The organism is Amycolatopsis ruanii (genome assembly GCF_003385175.1).
Taxonomy (GTDB): Bacteria; Actinomycetota; Actinomycetes; order Mycobacteriales; family Pseudonocardiaceae; genus Amycolatopsis_E; species Amycolatopsis_E thermalba.
The window spans coordinates 21,467-37,785 of sequence record NZ_PQHY01000001.1; the positions used below are offsets into that span (position 1 = coordinate 21,467).

General features: G+C 73.0%; 16 protein-coding genes. 9 read left to right on the forward strand and 7 right to left on the reverse strand.

The genetic code is table 11. The features are described 5' to 3' along the window. Positions 1–39 precede the first annotated feature (39 nt). The 5 genes from metH (at position 40) to D0D28_RS00130 (ending at position 6,403) form a co-directional block, all read left to right on the forward strand. Complete coding sequence (gene metH / locus D0D28_RS00110; protein WP_116109068.1) at positions 40–3,582, forward strand: methionine synthase; 3,543 nt, start codon at positions 40–42, stop codon at positions 3,580–3,582. 16 nt (positions 3,583–3,598) lie between these two features. Continuing rightward, on the forward strand, positions 3,599–4,261 hold the full coding sequence (locus D0D28_RS00115) for an HAD family hydrolase (protein ID WP_116109070.1): 663 nt from the start codon (positions 3,599–3,601) through the stop codon (positions 4,259–4,261). Between the two features lie 66 nt (positions 4,262–4,327). Continuing rightward, positions 4,328–4,591 (forward strand): phosphoribosyl-ATP diphosphatase, encoded by a 264-nt coding sequence (locus D0D28_RS00120; protein ID WP_094002905.1) that lies wholly within the window; start codon positions 4,328–4,330, stop codon positions 4,589–4,591. A gap of 31 nt (positions 4,592–4,622) precedes the next feature. Then, positions 4,623–5,468 carry an ATP phosphoribosyltransferase gene (gene hisG, locus D0D28_RS00125; RefSeq protein ID WP_094002906.1) on the forward strand — a complete coding sequence of 282 codons (846 nt, stop codon included), beginning with the start codon at positions 4,623–4,625 and terminating at the stop codon, positions 5,466–5,468. Continuing rightward, complete coding sequence (locus D0D28_RS00130) at positions 5,465–6,403, forward strand: AEC family transporter (protein ID WP_094002907.1); 939 nt, start codon at positions 5,465–5,467, stop codon at positions 6,401–6,403. Before hisG ends, D0D28_RS00130 begins: the two co-directional genes overlap by 4 nt. Here the strand turns inward: D0D28_RS00130 and D0D28_RS00135 are convergent. Continuing rightward, positions 6,400–6,846: a YybH family protein gene (locus D0D28_RS00135; protein ID WP_094002908.1), complete on the reverse strand. Its 447-nt coding sequence runs from the start codon at positions 6,844–6,846 to the stop codon at positions 6,400–6,402. The genes D0D28_RS00130 and D0D28_RS00135 overlap by 4 nt on opposite strands. 103 nt (positions 6,847–6,949) lie before the next feature. On the opposite strand from D0D28_RS00135, the gene D0D28_RS00140 reads away from it, so the two are divergent. Both D0D28_RS00140 and D0D28_RS00145 read left to right on the forward strand, forming a co-directional pair. Next, the gene (locus tag D0D28_RS00140; protein WP_116109074.1) at positions 6,950–7,321 is read left to right on the forward strand and encodes a YciI family protein; all 372 of its coding nucleotides are present in this window, start codon (positions 6,950–6,952) and stop codon (positions 7,319–7,321) included. Continuing rightward, positions 7,318–8,529: an RNA polymerase sigma factor gene (locus tag D0D28_RS00145; RefSeq protein ID WP_116109076.1), complete on the forward strand. Its 1,212-nt coding sequence runs from the start codon at positions 7,318–7,320 to the stop codon at positions 8,527–8,529. The genes D0D28_RS00140 and D0D28_RS00145 overlap by 4 nt, the downstream gene beginning before the upstream one ends. Positions 8,530–8,549: 20 nt before the next feature. On the opposite strand, the gene D0D28_RS00150 is transcribed toward D0D28_RS00145, so the two are convergent. From D0D28_RS00150 to D0D28_RS00170, 5 genes are all read right to left on the reverse strand, one after another. Further along, positions 8,550–9,128 (reverse strand): TetR/AcrR family transcriptional regulator, encoded by a 579-nt coding sequence (locus tag D0D28_RS00150; RefSeq protein WP_116109079.1) that lies wholly within the window; start codon positions 9,126–9,128, stop codon positions 8,550–8,552. A gap of 23 nt (positions 9,129–9,151) precedes the next feature. Continuing rightward, positions 9,152–10,342: an MFS transporter gene (locus D0D28_RS00155; RefSeq protein WP_205413148.1), complete on the reverse strand. Its 1,191-nt coding sequence runs from the start codon at positions 10,340–10,342 to the stop codon at positions 9,152–9,154. A 352-nt stretch (positions 10,343–10,694) separates the two neighbouring features. Further along, a complete protein-coding gene (locus D0D28_RS00160; protein ID WP_094002912.1) occupies positions 10,695–11,624 on the reverse strand; it encodes a ParA family protein in 930 nt (309 codons plus the stop codon). A 78-nt stretch (positions 11,625–11,702) separates the two neighbouring features. After that, positions 11,703–12,482 (reverse strand): thioesterase family protein, encoded by a 780-nt coding sequence (locus D0D28_RS00165; RefSeq protein ID WP_094002913.1) that lies wholly within the window; start codon positions 12,480–12,482, stop codon positions 11,703–11,705. Positions 12,483–12,499: 17 nt separating this feature from the next. Beyond that, complete coding sequence (locus D0D28_RS00170; protein ID WP_094002914.1) at positions 12,500–13,366, reverse strand: RecB family exonuclease; 867 nt, start codon at positions 13,364–13,366, stop codon at positions 12,500–12,502. Between the two features lie 96 nt (positions 13,367–13,462). Between D0D28_RS00170 and D0D28_RS00175 the strand changes: the two genes are divergently transcribed. Continuing rightward, complete coding sequence (locus D0D28_RS00175) at positions 13,463–14,620, forward strand: site-2 protease family protein (protein ID WP_094002915.1); 1,158 nt, start codon at positions 13,463–13,465, stop codon at positions 14,618–14,620. 55 nt (positions 14,621–14,675) lie between these two features. Next, a complete protein-coding gene (locus D0D28_RS00180; RefSeq protein WP_094002916.1) occupies positions 14,676–15,500 on the forward strand; it encodes a tRNA (adenine-N1)-methyltransferase in 825 nt (274 codons plus the stop codon). Between the two features lie 10 nt (positions 15,501–15,510). Here D0D28_RS00180 and D0D28_RS00185 read toward each other — a convergent pair whose 3' ends face one another. After that, positions 15,511–16,296 carry a hypothetical protein gene (locus D0D28_RS00185; protein ID WP_094002917.1) on the reverse strand — a complete coding sequence of 262 codons (786 nt, stop codon included), beginning with the start codon at positions 16,294–16,296 and terminating at the stop codon, positions 15,511–15,513. Positions 16,297–16,319: the final 23 nt, after the last annotated feature.

Genomic DNA, 16,319 nt, shown 5'->3' on the forward strand with positions numbered 1-16,319 from the left:
ACGACCCGCCGGGCGGTGACGAGACCGTAGCCTGGTGTCATGTCCGATCGTTTCTCGTCACCGCTGCTGGACGCCCTCGCCGCCCGTGTGGTCGTGGCGGACGGCGCGATGGGCACCGCGCTGCAGGCGCACGAGTTGTCCCTGGACGACTTCGCCGGCCTGGAGGGCTGCAACGAGATCCTGAACGTGACGCGCCCGGACGTGGTGCGGGGCATCCACCGCACCTACCTGGAGGCCGGCGCGGACGCGGTGGAGACGAACACCTTCGGCGCGAACCTGGCGAACCTGGGGGAGTACGGGATCGCCGACCGCATCACCGAGCTGGCCGAGGCCGGGGCGCGGCTGGCGCGGGAGACCGCCGACTCCTACGCCACGGCCGACCGGCCGCGGTTCGTGCTGGGCTCGGTCGGCCCGGGCACCAAGCTGCCCACCCTGGGCCACGCCCCCTACGCGCGGCTGCGGGACGCCTACGCCGAGCAGGTCACCGGTCTGCTGCACGGCGGGGTCGACGCGGTGCTGGTCGAGACCTCGCAGGACCTGCTGCAGACCAAGGCCGCGATCCTGGGCGCACGCCGGGCGATGCGGGCCGCCGGCCGCGAGGTGCCGGTGATCGCGTCCATCACGGTGGAGACGACCGGCACGATGCTGCTGGGCACCGAGGTCGCCGCCGCGCTGGCCGCGCTGGAGCCGCTGGGCATCGACGTGATCGGGCTGAACTGCGCGACCGGGCCGGCGGAGATGAGCGAGCACCTGCGCACGCTGTCGAAGTCGGCGCGGGTGCCGCTGTCGGTGATGCCCAACGCGGGCCTGCCCGAGCTGGGACCGGACGGCGCGGTGTACCCGCTCTCGCCCGAGGGTCTGGCCGAGGCGCTGTCCGGGTTCGTGCGCGAGTTCGGCGTGGGCCTGGTGGGCGGCTGCTGCGGCACCACCGGCGAGCACATCCGGCAGCTGGCCGAGGCGGTGCGCGACGCCGAGCGCGCGCCCCGCCGCCCGCGGCACGAGCCGGGCGTGTCCTCGCTGTACCAGGCGGTGCCGTTCGAGCAGGACGCCTCGGTGCTGATGGTGGGGGAGCGCACCAACGCCAACGGCTCCAAGAAGTTCCGCGAGGCCATGCTCGACGGCCGCTACGAGGACTGCGTGGAGATCGCGCGCGAGCAGACCCGCGACGGCGCGCACCTGCTGGACCTGTGCGTGGACTACGTGGGCCGGGACGGCGCCGCCGACATGGCCGAGCTGGCCGGGCGGCTGGCGACCGCGTCCACGCTGCCGATCATGCTCGACTCCACCGAACCGGCGGTGCTGCAGGCGGGGCTGGAGCGGCTGGGCGGCCGGTGCGTGGTCAACAGCGTCAACTACGAGGACGGCGACGGCCCGGACTCGCGCTTCACCAAGATCATGCGGCTGGTGTCCGAGCACGGCGCCGCGGTCGTGGTGATGTGCATCGACGAGGAGGGCCAGGCCCGCACCGCCGAGTGGAAGGTCCGCGTCGCCACCCGCACGATCGAGGACCTGGTCACCAACTGGGGCATGCGGGTCAGCGACATCATCGTCGACTGCCTGACCTTCCCGATCACCACCGGGCAGGAGGAGACCCGCCGCGACGCGCTGGAGACCATCGAGGCCATCCGCGAGCTCAAGCGCCGCTACCCGGAGGTGCAGACGACGCTGGGCATCTCCAACGTCTCCTTCGGACTGAACGCGGCCGCGCGCCAGGTGCTCAACTCGGTGTTCCTGCACGAGTGCGTCGAGGCCGGGCTGACCACCGCGATCGTGCACGCCTCGAAGATCCTGCCGATGGCGCGGATCCCGGACGAGCAGCGCGTGGTCGCGCTCGACCTGGTCTACGACCGGCGCCGCGACGGCTACGACCCGCTGCAGAAGCTGATGTCGTTGTTCGAGGGCGTGTCGGCCGCCTCCAGCCGCGCCTCCCGCGCCGAGGAGCTGGCCGCGCTGCCGCTGTTCGAGCGGCTGGAACGGCGCATCGTCGACGGCGAGCGCACCGGGCTGGAGGCCGATCTCGACGCGGCCCTGGCGGAGAAGCCGGCGCTGGACATCGTCAACGACACCCTGCTGTCCGGCATGAAGACCGTCGGCGAGCTGTTCGGGTCCGGCCAGATGCAGCTGCCGTTCGTGCTGCAGTCCGCGGAGGTGATGAAGACCGCGGTGGCCTACCTCGAACCACACATGGACAAAACGGATTCCTCGGGCAAGGGCCGGATCGTGCTCGCCACGGTCAAGGGCGACGTGCACGACATCGGCAAGAACCTGGTGGACATCATCCTGTCCAACAACGGGTACGACGTGATCAACCTGGGTATCAAGCAGCCCGTGAACGCGATCCTGGAGGCCGCCGACGAGCACGGCGCGGACGCGATCGGCATGTCCGGGCTGCTGGTCAAGTCCACGGTGATCATGAAGGAGAACCTGGAGGAGATGAACTCCCGCGGGGTCGCCCAGCGCTGGCCGGTCCTGCTCGGCGGCGCGGCCCTGACCCGCACCTACGTGGAGAACGACCTGGCCGAGCTGTACCACGGCGACGTCCGCTACGCGCGGGACGCGTTCGAGGGCCTGCGGCTGATGGACACGATCATGGCCGCCAAGCACGGGCGGGCGCCGGAGATCAGCGCGGAGGAGGCGGCGAAGAGAGCGGAGCGCAAGGCCCGCCGCGAGCGGTCCCTGCGCATCGCCGAAGCCCGCAAGTCCGCCCGAGAGCCGGAGGCCCCGATTCCCGCCCGTTCCGATGTCGCGACCGATGTGCCCGTGCCCGTGCCGCCGTTCTGGGGCACCCGCGTGGTGAAGGGCATCCCGGTCGCCGAGTACGCCGCCCTGCTCGACGAGCGGGCCACCTTCCTCGGCCAGTGGGGCCTGCGTGGCGCCCGCGGCGGGCAGGGGCCCAGCTACGAGCAGCTGGTGGAGACCGAGGGCCGCCCGCGGCTGCGGTACTGGCTGGACCGGCTGGCCACCGACGGGGTGCTGCAGCACGCCGCCGTCGTGTACGGCTACTTCCCGGCCGTCGCCGAGGGCAACGACCTGGTGGTGCTGACCGAGGCGCACGCCGACGCGCCCGAGCGGGCCCGGTTCACCTTCCCGCGCCAGACCCGCGACCGCTACCTGTGCCTGGCCGACTTCTTCCGGCCCCGCTCCACCGGCGAGGTGGACGTGCTGCCGCTGACCCTGGTCACCATGGGCCAGCCGATCGCCGACTACGCCAACGAGCTGTTCGCGAACGACGCCTACCGCGACTACCTGGAGGTGCACGGGCTGGGCGTGCAGCTGACCGAGGCGCTGGCCGAGTACTGGCACCGCCGCGTCCGGCAGGAGCTGCACTTCACCAGCGGCCGGGCGGTCGCCGACGAGGACCCGCGCGAGCTGGAGGACTTCTTCAAGCTGGGCTACCGCGGCGCCCGTTTCTCCTTCGGCTACGGCGCCTGCCCGAACCTGGAGGACCGCGCGACGATCGTGGAGCTGCTCGACGCCGAGCGCATCGGCGTGAAGCTGTCCGAGGAGTTCCAGCTGCACCCCGAGCAGTCCACCGACGCGATCGTGGCCCACCACCCCGAGGCCAAGTACTTCAACACCTGAGCAGAGGGAGAACCACTTGACGGACGGCCTGGCTGCCGTGCTCTGGGACATGGACGGCACGCTCGTCGACTCGGAGAAGCTGTGGGACGTGGCGTTGTACGAGTGCGCCGAGTGGCTGGGCGGCACGCTCACCACCGAACAGCGGCTCACGCTCGTCGGGTCCAACATGGACGCCACCGCGGGCTACCTGCTGGCCGTGACCGGGCACGAGCCGGCCGCCGCGGCGATCGCGGACACCGGCGCGTGGATCCGCGACCGGACCGCGAACCTGTTCGCCGACGAGCTGCCCTGGCGGCCGGGCGCCCGCGAGGCGCTGACCGCGGTGCGCCGCGCCGGGATCCCGTCGGCGCTGGTCACCTCCACCGAGCGGTCGCTGACCGAGCTGGCGCTGGACACGATCGGGCGGGAGTTCTTCGACGTCACCGTCTGCGGGGACGAGGTGGACGGGCTGAACAAGCCGCACCCGGAGCCGTACCTGCGCGCGGCGCGGCTGCTCGGGGTGGACCCGGCACGCTGCGTGGCCGTCGAGGACTCCCCGCCGGGCACCGTGTCGGCCGCCGCCGCGGGGTGCGTCGTGCTGGTCGTGCCCAACGACGTGACCGTCGCACCGGGGCCGCGGCGGGTGTTCCGCACCTCGCTCACCGGCGTCGACGCGGACGCGCTGCGCGCCCTGGTGTGACGCCGCCGTCAGCAGCGGCGGCCCGGATCGGATGCGGTGCGGGCCGGATGGAAGGATCTACAGACCGTGAAGACCTTCGACGAGCTGTTCGCCGAGCTCACCGACCGGGCCCGCACCCGGCCCGAGGGATCGGGCACGGTCGAGGCGCTGGACGCCGGCGTGCACGCCCAGGGCAAGAAGGTGCTCGAGGAGGCCGGTGAGGTCTGGATCGCCGCCGAGCACGAGTCCGACGACCGGCTGGCCGAGGAGATCTCCCAGCTGCTGTACCGGGTTCAGGTGCTGATGCTCGGTCGCGGGCTGACCACCGAGGACGTGTACCGCTACCTGTAGCGGGACCGGAGAACGATCGAGGAGTGAGGGCATGCTGCGGGTTGCGGTGCCGAACAAGGGAGCGCTGGCCGGGCCGGCGTCGGAGATGCTCGGCGAGGCCGGTTACCGCCAGCGGCATGAGCAGCGCGACCTGACCGTGCTCGACCCGAACAACGAGGTCGAGTTCTTCTTCCTGCGCCCCAAGGACATCCCGATCTACGTCGGCTCGGGCGAGCTGGACCTGGGCATCACCGGCCGCGACCTGGCCCTGGACTCCGGCGCCCCGGTCGAGGAGGTGCTGGCGCTGGGCTTCGGCGGCTCCACCTTCCGCTACGCGGCCCCGGCCGGGCAGGACTGGAAGCCGGCCGACCTGCACGGCAAGCGGCTGGCCACCTCCTACCCGCGGCTGGTGCGCGACGACCTGGCCCGCCAGGGGGTCGAGGCCGAGGTGATCCGGCTCGACGGCGCGGTGGAGATCTCGATCCAGCTCGGCGTCGCCGACGCGATCGCCGACGTGGTCGGCTCCGGCCGGACCCTGCGGCAGCACAACCTGGTCGCGTTCGGCGACCCGATCTGCGTGTCCGAGGCGGTGCTGGTGCAGCGCGCCGGCAGCGACGCGGCCAAGGCGAAGGCGCAGCTGACCGCGCGCCTGCAGGGCGTGGTGTTCGCGCAGCAGTACATGATGCTCGACTACGACTGCCCGCGGACGCTGCTGGACCGGGCGGTCGCGATCACGCCGGGCCTGGAGTCGCCGACGGTCGCGCCGCTGGCCGACCCGGACTGGGTTGCGGTGCGGGCGATGGTGCCGCGCAAGAAGGTCAACCAGATCATGGACGAGCTCGCCGAGGTGGGCGCGAAGGCGGTCCTCGCCTCCGACATCCGCTCCTGCCGGCTTTGACCGGCGGTGTCCTGCCGGCGTTCGCGCCGATCTGGGCACTGACCGGACTGGGATACCTGCTCGGCCGGTTCCGCGTGCTGGGCGAGGGCGCCGAGGCGGCGCTGACGAAGTACGTCTTCGTGGTGGCGATGCCCGCGGTCCTGTTCACCACGATGCAGGACACGCCGCTGACCGCCCTGCTCAACCCGGGTGTGGTCGCGTTCCTGCTCGGTACCGTCGTGGTGGGCGCGATCGGGTTCGCGCTCGGCAAGTGGGTGTTCCGGCGCAAGCTGTCGGAGTGGGCGGTCAGCGGGATGGCCTCCTGCTACGCCAACGCCGGCAACCTCGGCATCCCGGTGCTGCTGCAGCTGTTCGGGGACTCCGCGTTCATCATCGTGGTGATCCTGCTGCAGACGCTGGTGCTGATGCCCGCCCTGCTGGCGCTGCTGGAGACCGACTCGCGGGAGCCGGGCCGCTCGCGGTGGCGGACGCTGCTGATGCTGCCGGTGCGCACCCCGGTGATCGCCGCGTCGCTGACCGGGATCCTGTTCCGGGCGAGCGGGCTCCACCTGCCGCAGCTGGTGGCGCAGCCGCTGCACCTGATCGCCTCGGCCGGGGTGGGCACCGCCCTGCTGGTGCTGGGCATGTCGCTGACCTCCGGTGGCTCCCGCGAGCCGGTGGGGACGCGGCGCGCCGAGATGGCGACGGTGGTCGGGCTGAAGCTGGTCGCCCAGCCCGCCATCACCCTCGGCATCGGGCTGCTGCTCGGCCTGCCGCACCCGGTGCTGATGATCGTGACCGTGTGCGCCGGGCTGCCCACCGCGCAGAACATCTTCATCGCGACCAGCCAGTACGCCCTGGACAGCCGGTTCGTGCGCGACTGCGTGCTCGTGTCGACCCTGGTGTCGATGGGGTCGCTGTCCCTGGTGTCCTGGCTGGTCGGCGAGTTCCTCTAGGGCTGCAGGTCCAGGGCCGCGGCGAAGGTGCCGTCCATGTGGAACGGCGTGGACTGGTGCTGGTGCGTGATGAGCCACCGGTCGCCCTCGCGGCGGAGGCACACCGTCGACCGGAACCACAGGGTGAACGGCTCCGGCTGACCGGCCGGGACGGCGGTGAGCCGGTTCAGGCTGTGCGCGTAGGCGACGTCGCCGCCCACGGTGACGTGCAGGTCGCGAACCTCGTAGTCGACGGGGCCGGAGAACCCGGCGAACCAGCCGCGCAGGGTCTCCGGATCCCGGGTTTCGGCCGGGCCGTGCAGCAGCGGCGGCGCGAGCGTGAACGCGACGATGTCCGGCGCGTACCGGGCGACCACCGCTTCGGCGTCCCCGGCCCGGATCGCGGCCGCCTGGTCCGCGATCAGCGCGCGGATCTCGTTCTGCTGGTCGATGGTGCTGGTCATCGCTGGTCCTCCCACTAAGGTGTGCTTGCACGGGGGACGTCGAAGCCGAGGTGCCGGTCTCGACATCCCCGGCGACCGGATTTCTTTTCTCGGGGGAGGGCCGATGAAGTTCCTGGTGCTGATCTACCGCAACGCCGCCTCGCAGGCGGTGTGGGAGAAGCTGGCCGACGACGAGAAAGGGCAGGGCCTGAAGGCGTACGAGGCGCTCGACCGCGACCTCGCCGAGTCGGGGGAGCTGGTGACGTCGTCCTCGCTCGCGCCGCCGGAGACCGGCAAGCGGGTCCTGGTCCGCGACGGCCAGGTGATCGCGGGCGACGGGCCGTTCGCCGAGGTCAAGGAGCAGCTGGCGGGGTTCTACGTGCTGGACTGCGACGGCCTCGACCGGGCCGTGGAGTGGGCGGCGCGGATCCCGGAGGCGGCGCTGGGCCTGGTCGAGGTGCGCCCGACGCAGGACCTGAGCGTCTTCCTGCCGTGACCGAGCTGCTGCGCGAGCTGGCGCCGCAGGTGCTCGCCGCGCTGGTGCGCCGCTACGGCGACTTCGACCTCTGCGAGGACGCGGTGCAGGAGGCGCTGCTCGCGGCCGCGACGCAGTGGCCGGCGCAGGGGATGCCGGCGAACCCGAAGGGCTGGCTGATCACCACCGCGTCCCGGCGGCGGATCGAGCTGTGGCGCGCGGAGACGGCCCGCCGCCGCCGCGAGGAGCACGTCGCGATGACGACGCCACCGGACCCCGCGCCGGTGCCCGCGGTGGACGACACGCTCACGCTGCTCATGCTGTGCTGCCACCCGTCGCTGACCCCGGCGTCGCAGGTGGCGCTGGCGCTGCGCGCGGTCGGCGGGCTCACCACCGCCGAGATCGCCCGCGCCTACCTGGTGCCGGAATCGACCATCGCGCAACGCATCAGCCGCGCCAAGCAACGCATCAAGGCCGGCGGCGCCCGGTTCCGCCCGCCGTCGCGGGAGGAGTACGGGCCGCGGCTGGCGGCCGTGCTGAACGTGCTGTACCTGATCTTCACCGAGGGCCACACGGCGAGTTCGGGGGAGTCGCTGCAGCGCGTGGACCTGACGGCCGAGGCGATCCGCCTGACCCGGCAGCTGCACGCCCGGCTGCCCGATGAGGGGGAGGTGACGGGCCTGCTCGCCCTGATGCTGCTGACCGACGCCCGCCGCGCCGCCCGCACCGGACCGGACGGCGCGCTGGTCCCGCTCGCCGAGCAGAACCGGTCGCGCTGGGACCGCGCGATGATCGGCGAGGGCATCGAACTCGTCACGCGGGCGCTGACCACCGCACCGGCCGGGCCGTACCAGCTGCAGGCCGCCATCGCCGCGGTGCACGGGCAGGCCGAGCGGGCCGGGGACACCGACTGGCGCGAGATCGCCGGGCTGTACGAGCTGCTCGCGGCCGTGGCGCCCGGGCCGATGGTCACGCTGAACCGGGTCGTCGCGGTGGCCGAAGTGGACGGTCCGCGGGCCGGGTTGCGGGAGCTGGCCGCGGCGGAGCAGGACCCCGCGCTGGCCGGGCACCACCGGGTGGACGCGGTGCGCGCGCACCTGCTGGAGCGGGCGGGCGATCCGGCGTCGGCGGAGCCGGCGTACCGCCGCGCGGCGGTACGCACGCTGAACGTCCCGGAGCGGCGGTACCTGGAGGCGCGGGCCCGCGCCTGCGCCGCCCGATCCGTATAACGACCTATACGGCGCGGCTCTCAGAGCTTGGCCAGCATCGTCTCCACCACGTCCAGGAGGGCAGCGCGGTCCGGCTGCACACGGCCGAGCACCCGGAGGCCGTAGTAGCTGCTCAGCACGTGGTGGGTCAGGGCGGCGGCGCTCTGGTCGCGGCTGATCTCCCCGCTGCGCTGCCCTTCGTCGAGCGCGGCGCGGACCGCCCGTTCGACGGTGGTGAAGTGCCGCCGCACCTCCTGCGCCACCTCCGGGTCGGTGCCGGCCATCTCGATCGAGGCGTTGATGATCAGGCAGCCGGGGGAGGGCGGGTCCGCGAGGTCGAGGTCGATCGCCTGCACCATGAGGTTCCGCAGCCGGTCCTTGACCGGTTCGGGCTGTGCCAGGAGTTCGGTCTGCACGGCGGTGTTGGTTTCGAAGTAGCGGCGCAGCGCGCGCAGGTACATCTGCCGCTTGTCGCCGAAGGCGTTGGACAGGCTGGACAGGCCCATGCCGGTGGACTCGGCGAGATCGCGGGTCGAGGTGGCCTCGTACCCCCGCCGCCAGAACGTGTGCATGACGGCGGTGAGAGCGTGCGTCTCGTCGAACTTCCTGGGCCTGCCCATGCCGCCAACCTATTCGTGGTGGATCAGGCGCGCCAAAACGGCCGCCGGTCCGCGATCCGCGCGACGAGCAGGGTGGCCAGCGCGCCGGCCGCGAGCAGCGCGCCGACCCACATCGGGGCGTGGTAGCCGAAGGCGTCGATGCCGAGGCCGGCCAGCCAGGTGCCGAGGGTGACGCCGGCGCAGATCGTCGCGGTGTTCATGGTGTTGACCAGCGCGCCGCTGTTGGACAGCCGCATGACGCGCGAGGCCATCGCCGGGTTCAGCGGCAGCCCGGTGAAGCCCAGCAGGAACAGGGCGACGAGGGTGAGTGCCTGGTTGCTCGCGACGAGCGCGTACAGGCCCAGCAGCACCGCCAGGACCACGCCGCCGAGCCAGAGGGTGCGCATGGTGTGCGCGTCGGCCAGGCGCCCGAGGACGACGTTGCCGATGACGGTGCCCACGCCGTACAGGACGAACAGCAGCGGGACGACGGCCGCGCCGAAGCCGGCCACCTCGGTCAGCACGGGGGACAGGTAGGCGAAGGTGGCGAACACCCCGCCGATCAGCAGGGCGTTGGTGGTGAAGGCGCCCCAGAGCCGTCCGCTGCGGAAGACCGACAGCTCCGCGCGGAGGTCCGGCCGGCCCGGGGCCGCGGGGCTGCGGACGGTGACCAGGACCAGGACGAGGCACAGGGCGACCAGGACGTCCACGGTCCAGAAGGCGGCCCGCCAGCCCATCAGCTGGTCGATGAAGGTCGCCAGGGGCAGGCCGAACACGTTGGCCACCATGAAGCCGCCGAAGACGACGGCCAGTGCGCGGCCCACCCGGTCCGGCGGCACCAGGCCGGCGCACACGGACGCGGCGAGCCCGAAGAACGCCGCGGTGGCCAGCGCCGTGAGGACGCGGGCGAGCACCATGACCCAGTAGGCGCCGGCGAGGGCGCCGAGGGTCTGTCCCGCGAGGAACAGCACCAGCATCATGATCATTGCCGGCTTGCGGGGCGCCCTCATGAGCGCCAGCGTCAGCGCCGGGCCGCCGAACACCATGCCCAGCGCGAAGACGGTGACCAGGTTGCCCGCCGCGGTGGTCGAGACGCCGAGGCCGGCCGAGAGCGACGGGAGCAGCCCGGCCACCATCACCTCGGTCGTGTGGAGGCAGAAGATGGCGAGGCCGAGGACGGAGACCGCGAGCGGCATCGCCCGGCTGTCTGCCCGGGTGTGGGACGTGGTGGGCATGCGCGGGCCTTTCCGGAGTTTTGGTTCAATTGATCTAAAACTGGCGCCAGCGTGTCACCTCGCTCGGGCCGGTGTCGAGCCGGGGGTGGGGTTACCGCGTCACGGCGGGCATGATCATCGTCACGCCGTTCGGGGACACGCAGTGTGTGCGGGAAGCGCTTTCCGGCGCGGCCGGTCAGGGTTTTCGGTCAGGGGTTTTCGGTCAGCGGTGCCGGCCGGGGCCGCCAGGGCACCGCGGCCTGGACCTCATCCGGAACTTGGCCCCGCACCTCGCTCCTGCCGCTTCGCGGCGGGCATGATCATCCGCACGCCGCGGCGCATGCGGCGTGCGAGAAAGCGTTTTCCGAAGCCGCTACTCGCGGGGTCGCTTGGGCATCAGGTCGTACAGCCGCTTCCGCGCGCCGTTGTCGTTCTCGTTGCGGGCGTGCGCCACCTGGGTGATGAAGTCCTCGAACACGAAGTCGTCCTCGGCCGGGATCGGGGGCGAGGGCTGCTGGCGGGCAAGGTGGCCGTCCAGCACCGCCGCGATCTCCCGGAACGCCACCGCCTGCGTGGTCTCCGGGGCGAACGTGGTGACCGGCATGCCGTGCGCGGCCGCCTCGTTCATCACCACCCCGAGCGGCACGTGCGCCAGCAGCGGGTAGCCGAACTGCTTGAGCTCCTCCAGCGCCGCCACCGCGTACCCGGACATCGGCCGCCGGTACAGGCCCGGCACCACCCCGAAGTAGGGGATGGGCGGGCGGTTCAGCGCGGTCTGCACGTAGTACAGCTGGTCGTTGAGCAGGCGCAGCGCCCGGATGCTGGTGCGGTCCGGCTGCACCGGCACCAGGATGCCGTGCGTCGCGGCGAGGGCGTTGTTGGTCAGCACGTCCAGCGCCGGCGGGCAGTCGATGATGACGTGGTCGTAGTTGGCGAACTGCACGACCCGCGCCAGCTGCCACCCCGGCACCCGGAACTGGTCCAGCCTGCGCACCAGGTCGAACATGCCGGGCGAGGTCGGGATGACGTCGAACGCGCCGCCCGGGCCGATGTTGCTGCGCCGGTGCGGCACGATCAGCTCCTCGACCGGCCCCTTCCACATCTTGGTCAGCGCCTTGGCCAGGCTCGGCGCCTGCGCGGGCACCTCGTCCAGGCCCAGCATCTCCGTGGTCGCGTGACCCTGCGGGTCGAGGTCGATGAGCAGCACCCGGCGGCCGCGTTCGGCCAGCGCCGCGGCGGCCCCGACGCTCAGCGCCGTCTTGCCGACGCCGCCCTTCTGGTTGACCACCGAAGTGATCTGCACTCGAGCGCTCCCAGGTCAGTCGATCCCTGGCCGCAGAGTAGTGGATCTCGTGCGGCCGGCGGGGGACGGTCACGCCCGTCAGCGTGTCCGCACCATCAGCGCCTGCGCGGCCTGGCCCACCTGGCCCTGGACGTCGGACAGCGTGCTGGTGGCCGTGCCCACCCCGGTCGGGCCCACCAGCGTGCGGGCGTCCAGGGCCGTCCACTCGCCCGCCGGCGCGCGCCGCAGGTGCACGGTCAGCTCGCTGTTGATGAACCACCACTTCGCCGGGTCGAGGAAGTTCGACGCGCCGTTGCCGGTGTCGGCGACCGCGAACAGCCGCTGCAACGGCGTCGGCTTCTCCCCGGCCACCAGCTCGACCCGCTGCCTGCCCCACACCCACGCCGGGCCCGGCTCCGCGGGCGAGCCGGCGATGATCCGCCACTCCATCGCGCCCAGGTACCCGCCACGGCCCCAGGTGTCCGGCCAGGTCGCCGGACGGCAGTCCGCCGGCGGTGGTGGCGCCGGCTCCTCGGTGGCCACCGCCGTCGTGTCGGCCTCGGCGATCCGCCACGCCGACGCCCGGGCCACCGCCCGCGTGCCGTCGTGCAGCTCGGCGCCGAGCAGCTCGACCGACCGTCCCGGCCGCTCCACCCAGGACCGCAGCGACAGCTCGGTCAGCGGCGCCGGGCCGAGGATCTCCACGGTCACCCGCGCCAGCAGCCCCGGCCGGTCGGTGGTCAGGCCCTCCAGCGCGCGGGCGAGCAGCGCCGAGGGCGGCCCGAAGTGCTGCGCCTCCGGGGTCCACGGTCCGGCCGTGTGCTCGGTCGGCTGGTAGCGGTCGCCGCCCAGCGGCAGGTAGAAAGCGTTCTCCGTCATCTCCGTCCGCCTGATCCTCAGTCCGCTCGATCCAGGGCCGTTTCCACACCCGGGTCCGGCTCCGGCCAGCCCGGGTACTCCGGTGGCGTGCCGCCGAAGGACGGGCACAGCGACTGGTGCGCGCACCAGTCGCACAGCCGGCTCGGGCTGGGCCGGAAGTCGCCGGTCTTGCCCGCCTTGAGGATCGCCTGCCAGATCGCCTCCAGCGTGCGTTCGAACCGGCGCAGCTCGGCCTCGTCCGGCGCGTAGGCCAGCGACTGCCCGTCGGTCAGGTACATCAGCTTGAGCTGGCGCGGCACGACGCCGCGCAGCCGCCACAGCACCACGGCGTAGAACTTCATCTGGAACATCGCCTTGGCCTCGCCGATCTCGCGGGGCGCGGCGCCGGTCTTGTAGTCCACCACCCGGATCTCGCCGGTGGGCGCGACGTCCAGCCGGTCGACGTACCCGCGCAGCCGGACCCCCGACTCCAGCTCCAGCTCGACGTGGAGCTCGCACGCCTCCGGGTCGAACCGGCGCGGGTCCTCCAGCTGGAAGTAGCTGTCCAGCAGCTTCGTCGCCGACTCCAGCCAGCCCTGCACGTCCTCGCCGTCGAACAGCGCGGCCCACTCGGGGTTGTCGGCCGACAGCTCGCTCCAGGTGGGCGCGAGCAGCTCGCGGGCGCGGTCCGGTTCGCGGTCGGTCTTGGGCAGCGCGAACAGCCGCTCCAGCACCGAGTGCACGAGCGTGCCGCGCAGCTGCGCCTTCGTCGGCACCTCCGGCAGCCGGTCGACCGCCCGGAAGCGGTAGAGCAACGGGCACTGCTTGAAGTCGCTGGCCCGCGAAGGGGACAGCGCGGGGCGGCGCACGCCGAGCTGGGGTTCCGTGGTCGCCGTCTGAGCCATACCCCGCACCCTAAACGAGGGGTCCGACAAGATCGCGACGCCGCGCGCACCCGCGGGTCACCGCCGCCTGACACCCCACGCTCTACCCTGACGGGCATGGCCGCGACCGGCGAGCACGGGAGGAACCAGCCGAGGCGGGTGCTGACCACCGCCGACGGCGGCCTGCTGCTGTTCCGGGTCCAGGACGTGCCGGTGCTGCTCGCCCCCTCCTGGTGGATCGGCTCGCTCGTGGTGGTCGTGCTCTACCAGCCGCTCGTCGACCGGCTCCTGCCCGGCGCCACCGCGGCCACGTCGTGGGCGCTGGCCGCGGCGTTCGCGGTGCTGCTCGGGCTGTCCGTGCTGGCCCACGAGCTGGGCCACTGCGTGGTGGCGCTGCGGATGGGCATCCCGGTGCGGCGGCTGCGGCTGTTCCTGCTCGGCGGACTGTCCGAAGTGGCCCGTACCCCGCGCGAACCCGGTCAGGAGGGGCTGATCGCGGCCGCCGGGCCGGTCGTGTCGGTCCTGCTCGCGGCGTTCGGCGGCCTGCTGCTGTTCGCGGTGCCGCCGGACGGCGCGGTGTGGCTGCTGGTCGCCGAGTGCGCGGTGGCCAACCTCGCGGTCGGCGTGTTCAACCTGCTGCCCGGCCTCCCGCTGGACGGCGGGCGCCTCCTGCGCGCCGGGGTGTGGGCCCTCACCGGGCGGCGGGCCAGCGGCACCCGCGCGGCCGTCGTGGGCGGCGGGATCGTCGCCGCCGGGCTGCTGGTGTGGGCGATGCTCGGCATGGTCTCCGGCAGCGAGGACCGCTGGCTGCGACTGGGCGTGTGCGTGGTCACGGCGTGGTTCGTCGCGATGGGCGCCGGATCGGAGCTGACCGCCGAAGCCAACCGGGGCTGGCCGGAGGGGCTGGCGGTGACCGAGCTGACCCGGCCGGTGCTGCAGCTGCCCGCGGAGAGCCCGGTGTCGGACGCGCTGGCGGCCGCGGCGGGCCGGGGAGTGGTGCTGGTGCGCGCGGACGGCGTCGCGGCCGGCCTGCTCGACGAAGGCGCCGCCGAGCGGCTCGCGGAGACCTCGCCGCAGGCCCCGGCGGAGCTGGCCGCCGAGCCGATCCGCGCCGAGACCGTGCTGCTCGCCTCGGAGCCGGGGGAGGAGATCGCCGAGCGCGTCCGCGAGACCGCCGCGTGGCAGTTCCTCGTGGTCGACGACGAGGGCCGCCCGGCCGGGGTGCTGCGCCGCGAGGACCTGCGCTCGGCCCTGTCGGCCCGCCGCGTCCGCTGACGAGCCGGTCTGGGAAGATCGAGCGCTGCGTTCGCGAGTTTCGAGGAGTTCCACAGTGCAGGTGAGCGGGCCGTTCCGCCCGGGTGACAGGGTCCGTCTGACCGATCCGAAGGGACGCAACTACACGCTGGTGCTCGCCGAGGGGGAGGAGTACCACACCCACCGCGGCGCGCTGCGGCACGACGACCTGATCGGCAAGCCGGAGGGCTCGGTGATCACCTCCGTCGGTGGCACCGCCTACCTGGCGCTGCGGCCGCGGCTGGCCGACTACGTGCTGTCCATGCCGCGCGGCGCGCAGGTGATCTACCCCAAGGACGCGGCGCAGATCGTGATGTGGGGCGACATCTTCCCGGGCGCGCGGGTGCTGGAGGCCGGCGCCGGGTCCGGCGCGCTGACCTGCTCGCTGCTGCGGGCGGTGGGCCCGGAGGGCAGCGTGCTGTCCTACGAGGTGCGCGAGGACCACGCCGAGCACGCGGTCAAGAACGTCGAGCGGTTCTTCCGGGAGCGGCCGGCGAACTGGACGCTGAAGGTCGACGACCTCGCCAGCCACGAGGGCGAGGTCGACCGGGTGATCCTGGACATGCTGGCGCCGTGGGAGGTGCTGGACACCGTCCACCGCAGCCTGGTGCCGGGCGGGGTGCTGGTCGTCTACGTGGCGACGGTGACCCAGCTGTCCCGGGTCACCGAGGCGCTGCGGGAGATGCAGGGCTGGACCGAGCCCGAGTCGTGGGAGAGCCTCGTGCGGCCCTGGCACGTGGTGGGCCTGGCGGTGCGCCCGGAACACCGGATGGTCGGGCACACCGCCTTCCTGCTCACCACGCGACGGCTGGCCGACGGGGTGACCCCGCCGCGGCCGCAGCGCAGGCCGAGCCGCGGCTGAGGTTTCCGCGTCAGTTCGTGCGGTCGCCCAGGTAGCACCACACGCCGCCCTCGTTGGCGAGGCCGAGCTCGAAGTCGTTGGTGCCGCCCGGGCCGACCGCGTGCACCGGCACGTAGGCGGTGTCGCCCACGACGTCCGGGCTGCCGGTGACCGTGACGGTGATGCCGGGCGGGATGTCCGGCACCGACTGCGGCCGGCTCGCGCACACCATCGACTGGATGGTCTCCTTGTCCCCGGTGCTGTACGCGGTGGCGATCGCCTGCGCGGTCTCCTCCGGGGTGGACTTCCCGCCCGGCGCCGCGGTGCCCTCGGGCGTGGACGTCGGGGTGCGCGAGCTGCTGGACGGAGCCTCACTGGAGGCCGGGGGAGCGGTCGCGCTCGTGCTGGGCGCGGCGCTGTTGCCGTCGCCGCCGTCGTCCTTGGTGAGGAACCAGATCAGGAACGCGGCACCGGCGATGACGATCACCGCGGCGATCGCGATGCCGACGATCAGGCCGGTCTTCTTCTTCGGCGGCTCACCGCCCGGCCCGCCCGGGTACTGCTGCCCGGCGTACGGGTCGGCGTAGGGGTCCTGGCCGAACTGCTGCGGCGCGCCGGGGAAGCCGGGCGGCGGGGTCTGCGGGTAGCCCGGCTGCCCCTGTGGGTGACCGGGCTGCTGCGGCCCGCCCTGCGGATATCCGGGCTGCTGCTGGGGGTAGCCGCCGCCCGGCTGCTGCCCGTAGGGGCCCGGCCGGCCCGGCTGGCCGTGGGGGCCTTGCTGCCCGTAGGGCCCGGGCTGTTGCGGCGGGTAGGTCATGATCGGGTTACCCCTTCGTGGAT

Coding starts and splice junctions, on each gene's coding strand:
- D0D28_RS00170 (WP_094002914.1), bottom strand. CDS start 13,366: ATGGCTCAGACGGCGACCACGGAACCCCAGCTCGGCGTGCGCCGCCCC.
- hisG (WP_094002906.1), top strand. CDS start 4,623: ATGCTGCGGGTTGCGGTGCCGAACAAGGGAGCGCTGGCCGGGCCGGCG.
- D0D28_RS00155 (WP_205413148.1), bottom strand. CDS start 10,342: ATGCCCACCACGTCCCACACCCGGGCAGACAGCCGGGCGATGCCGCTC.
- D0D28_RS00150 (WP_116109079.1), bottom strand. CDS start 9,128: ATGGGCAGGCCCAGGAAGTTCGACGAGACGCACGCTCTCACCGCCGTC.
- D0D28_RS00165 (WP_094002913.1), bottom strand. CDS start 12,482: ATGACGGAGAACGCTTTCTACCTGCCGCTGGGCGGCGACCGCTACCAG.
- metH (WP_116109068.1), top strand. CDS start 40: ATGTCCGATCGTTTCTCGTCACCGCTGCTGGACGCCCTCGCCGCCCGT.
- D0D28_RS00185 (WP_094002917.1), bottom strand. CDS start 16,296: ATGACCTACCCGCCGCAACAGCCCGGGCCCTACGGGCAGCAAGGCCCC.
- D0D28_RS00135 (WP_094002908.1), bottom strand. CDS start 6,846: ATGACCAGCACCATCGACCAGCAGAACGAGATCCGCGCGCTGATCGCG.
- D0D28_RS00140 (WP_116109074.1), top strand. CDS start 6,950: ATGAAGTTCCTGGTGCTGATCTACCGCAACGCCGCCTCGCAGGCGGTG.
- D0D28_RS00175 (WP_094002915.1), top strand. CDS start 13,463: ATGGCCGCGACCGGCGAGCACGGGAGGAACCAGCCGAGGCGGGTGCTG.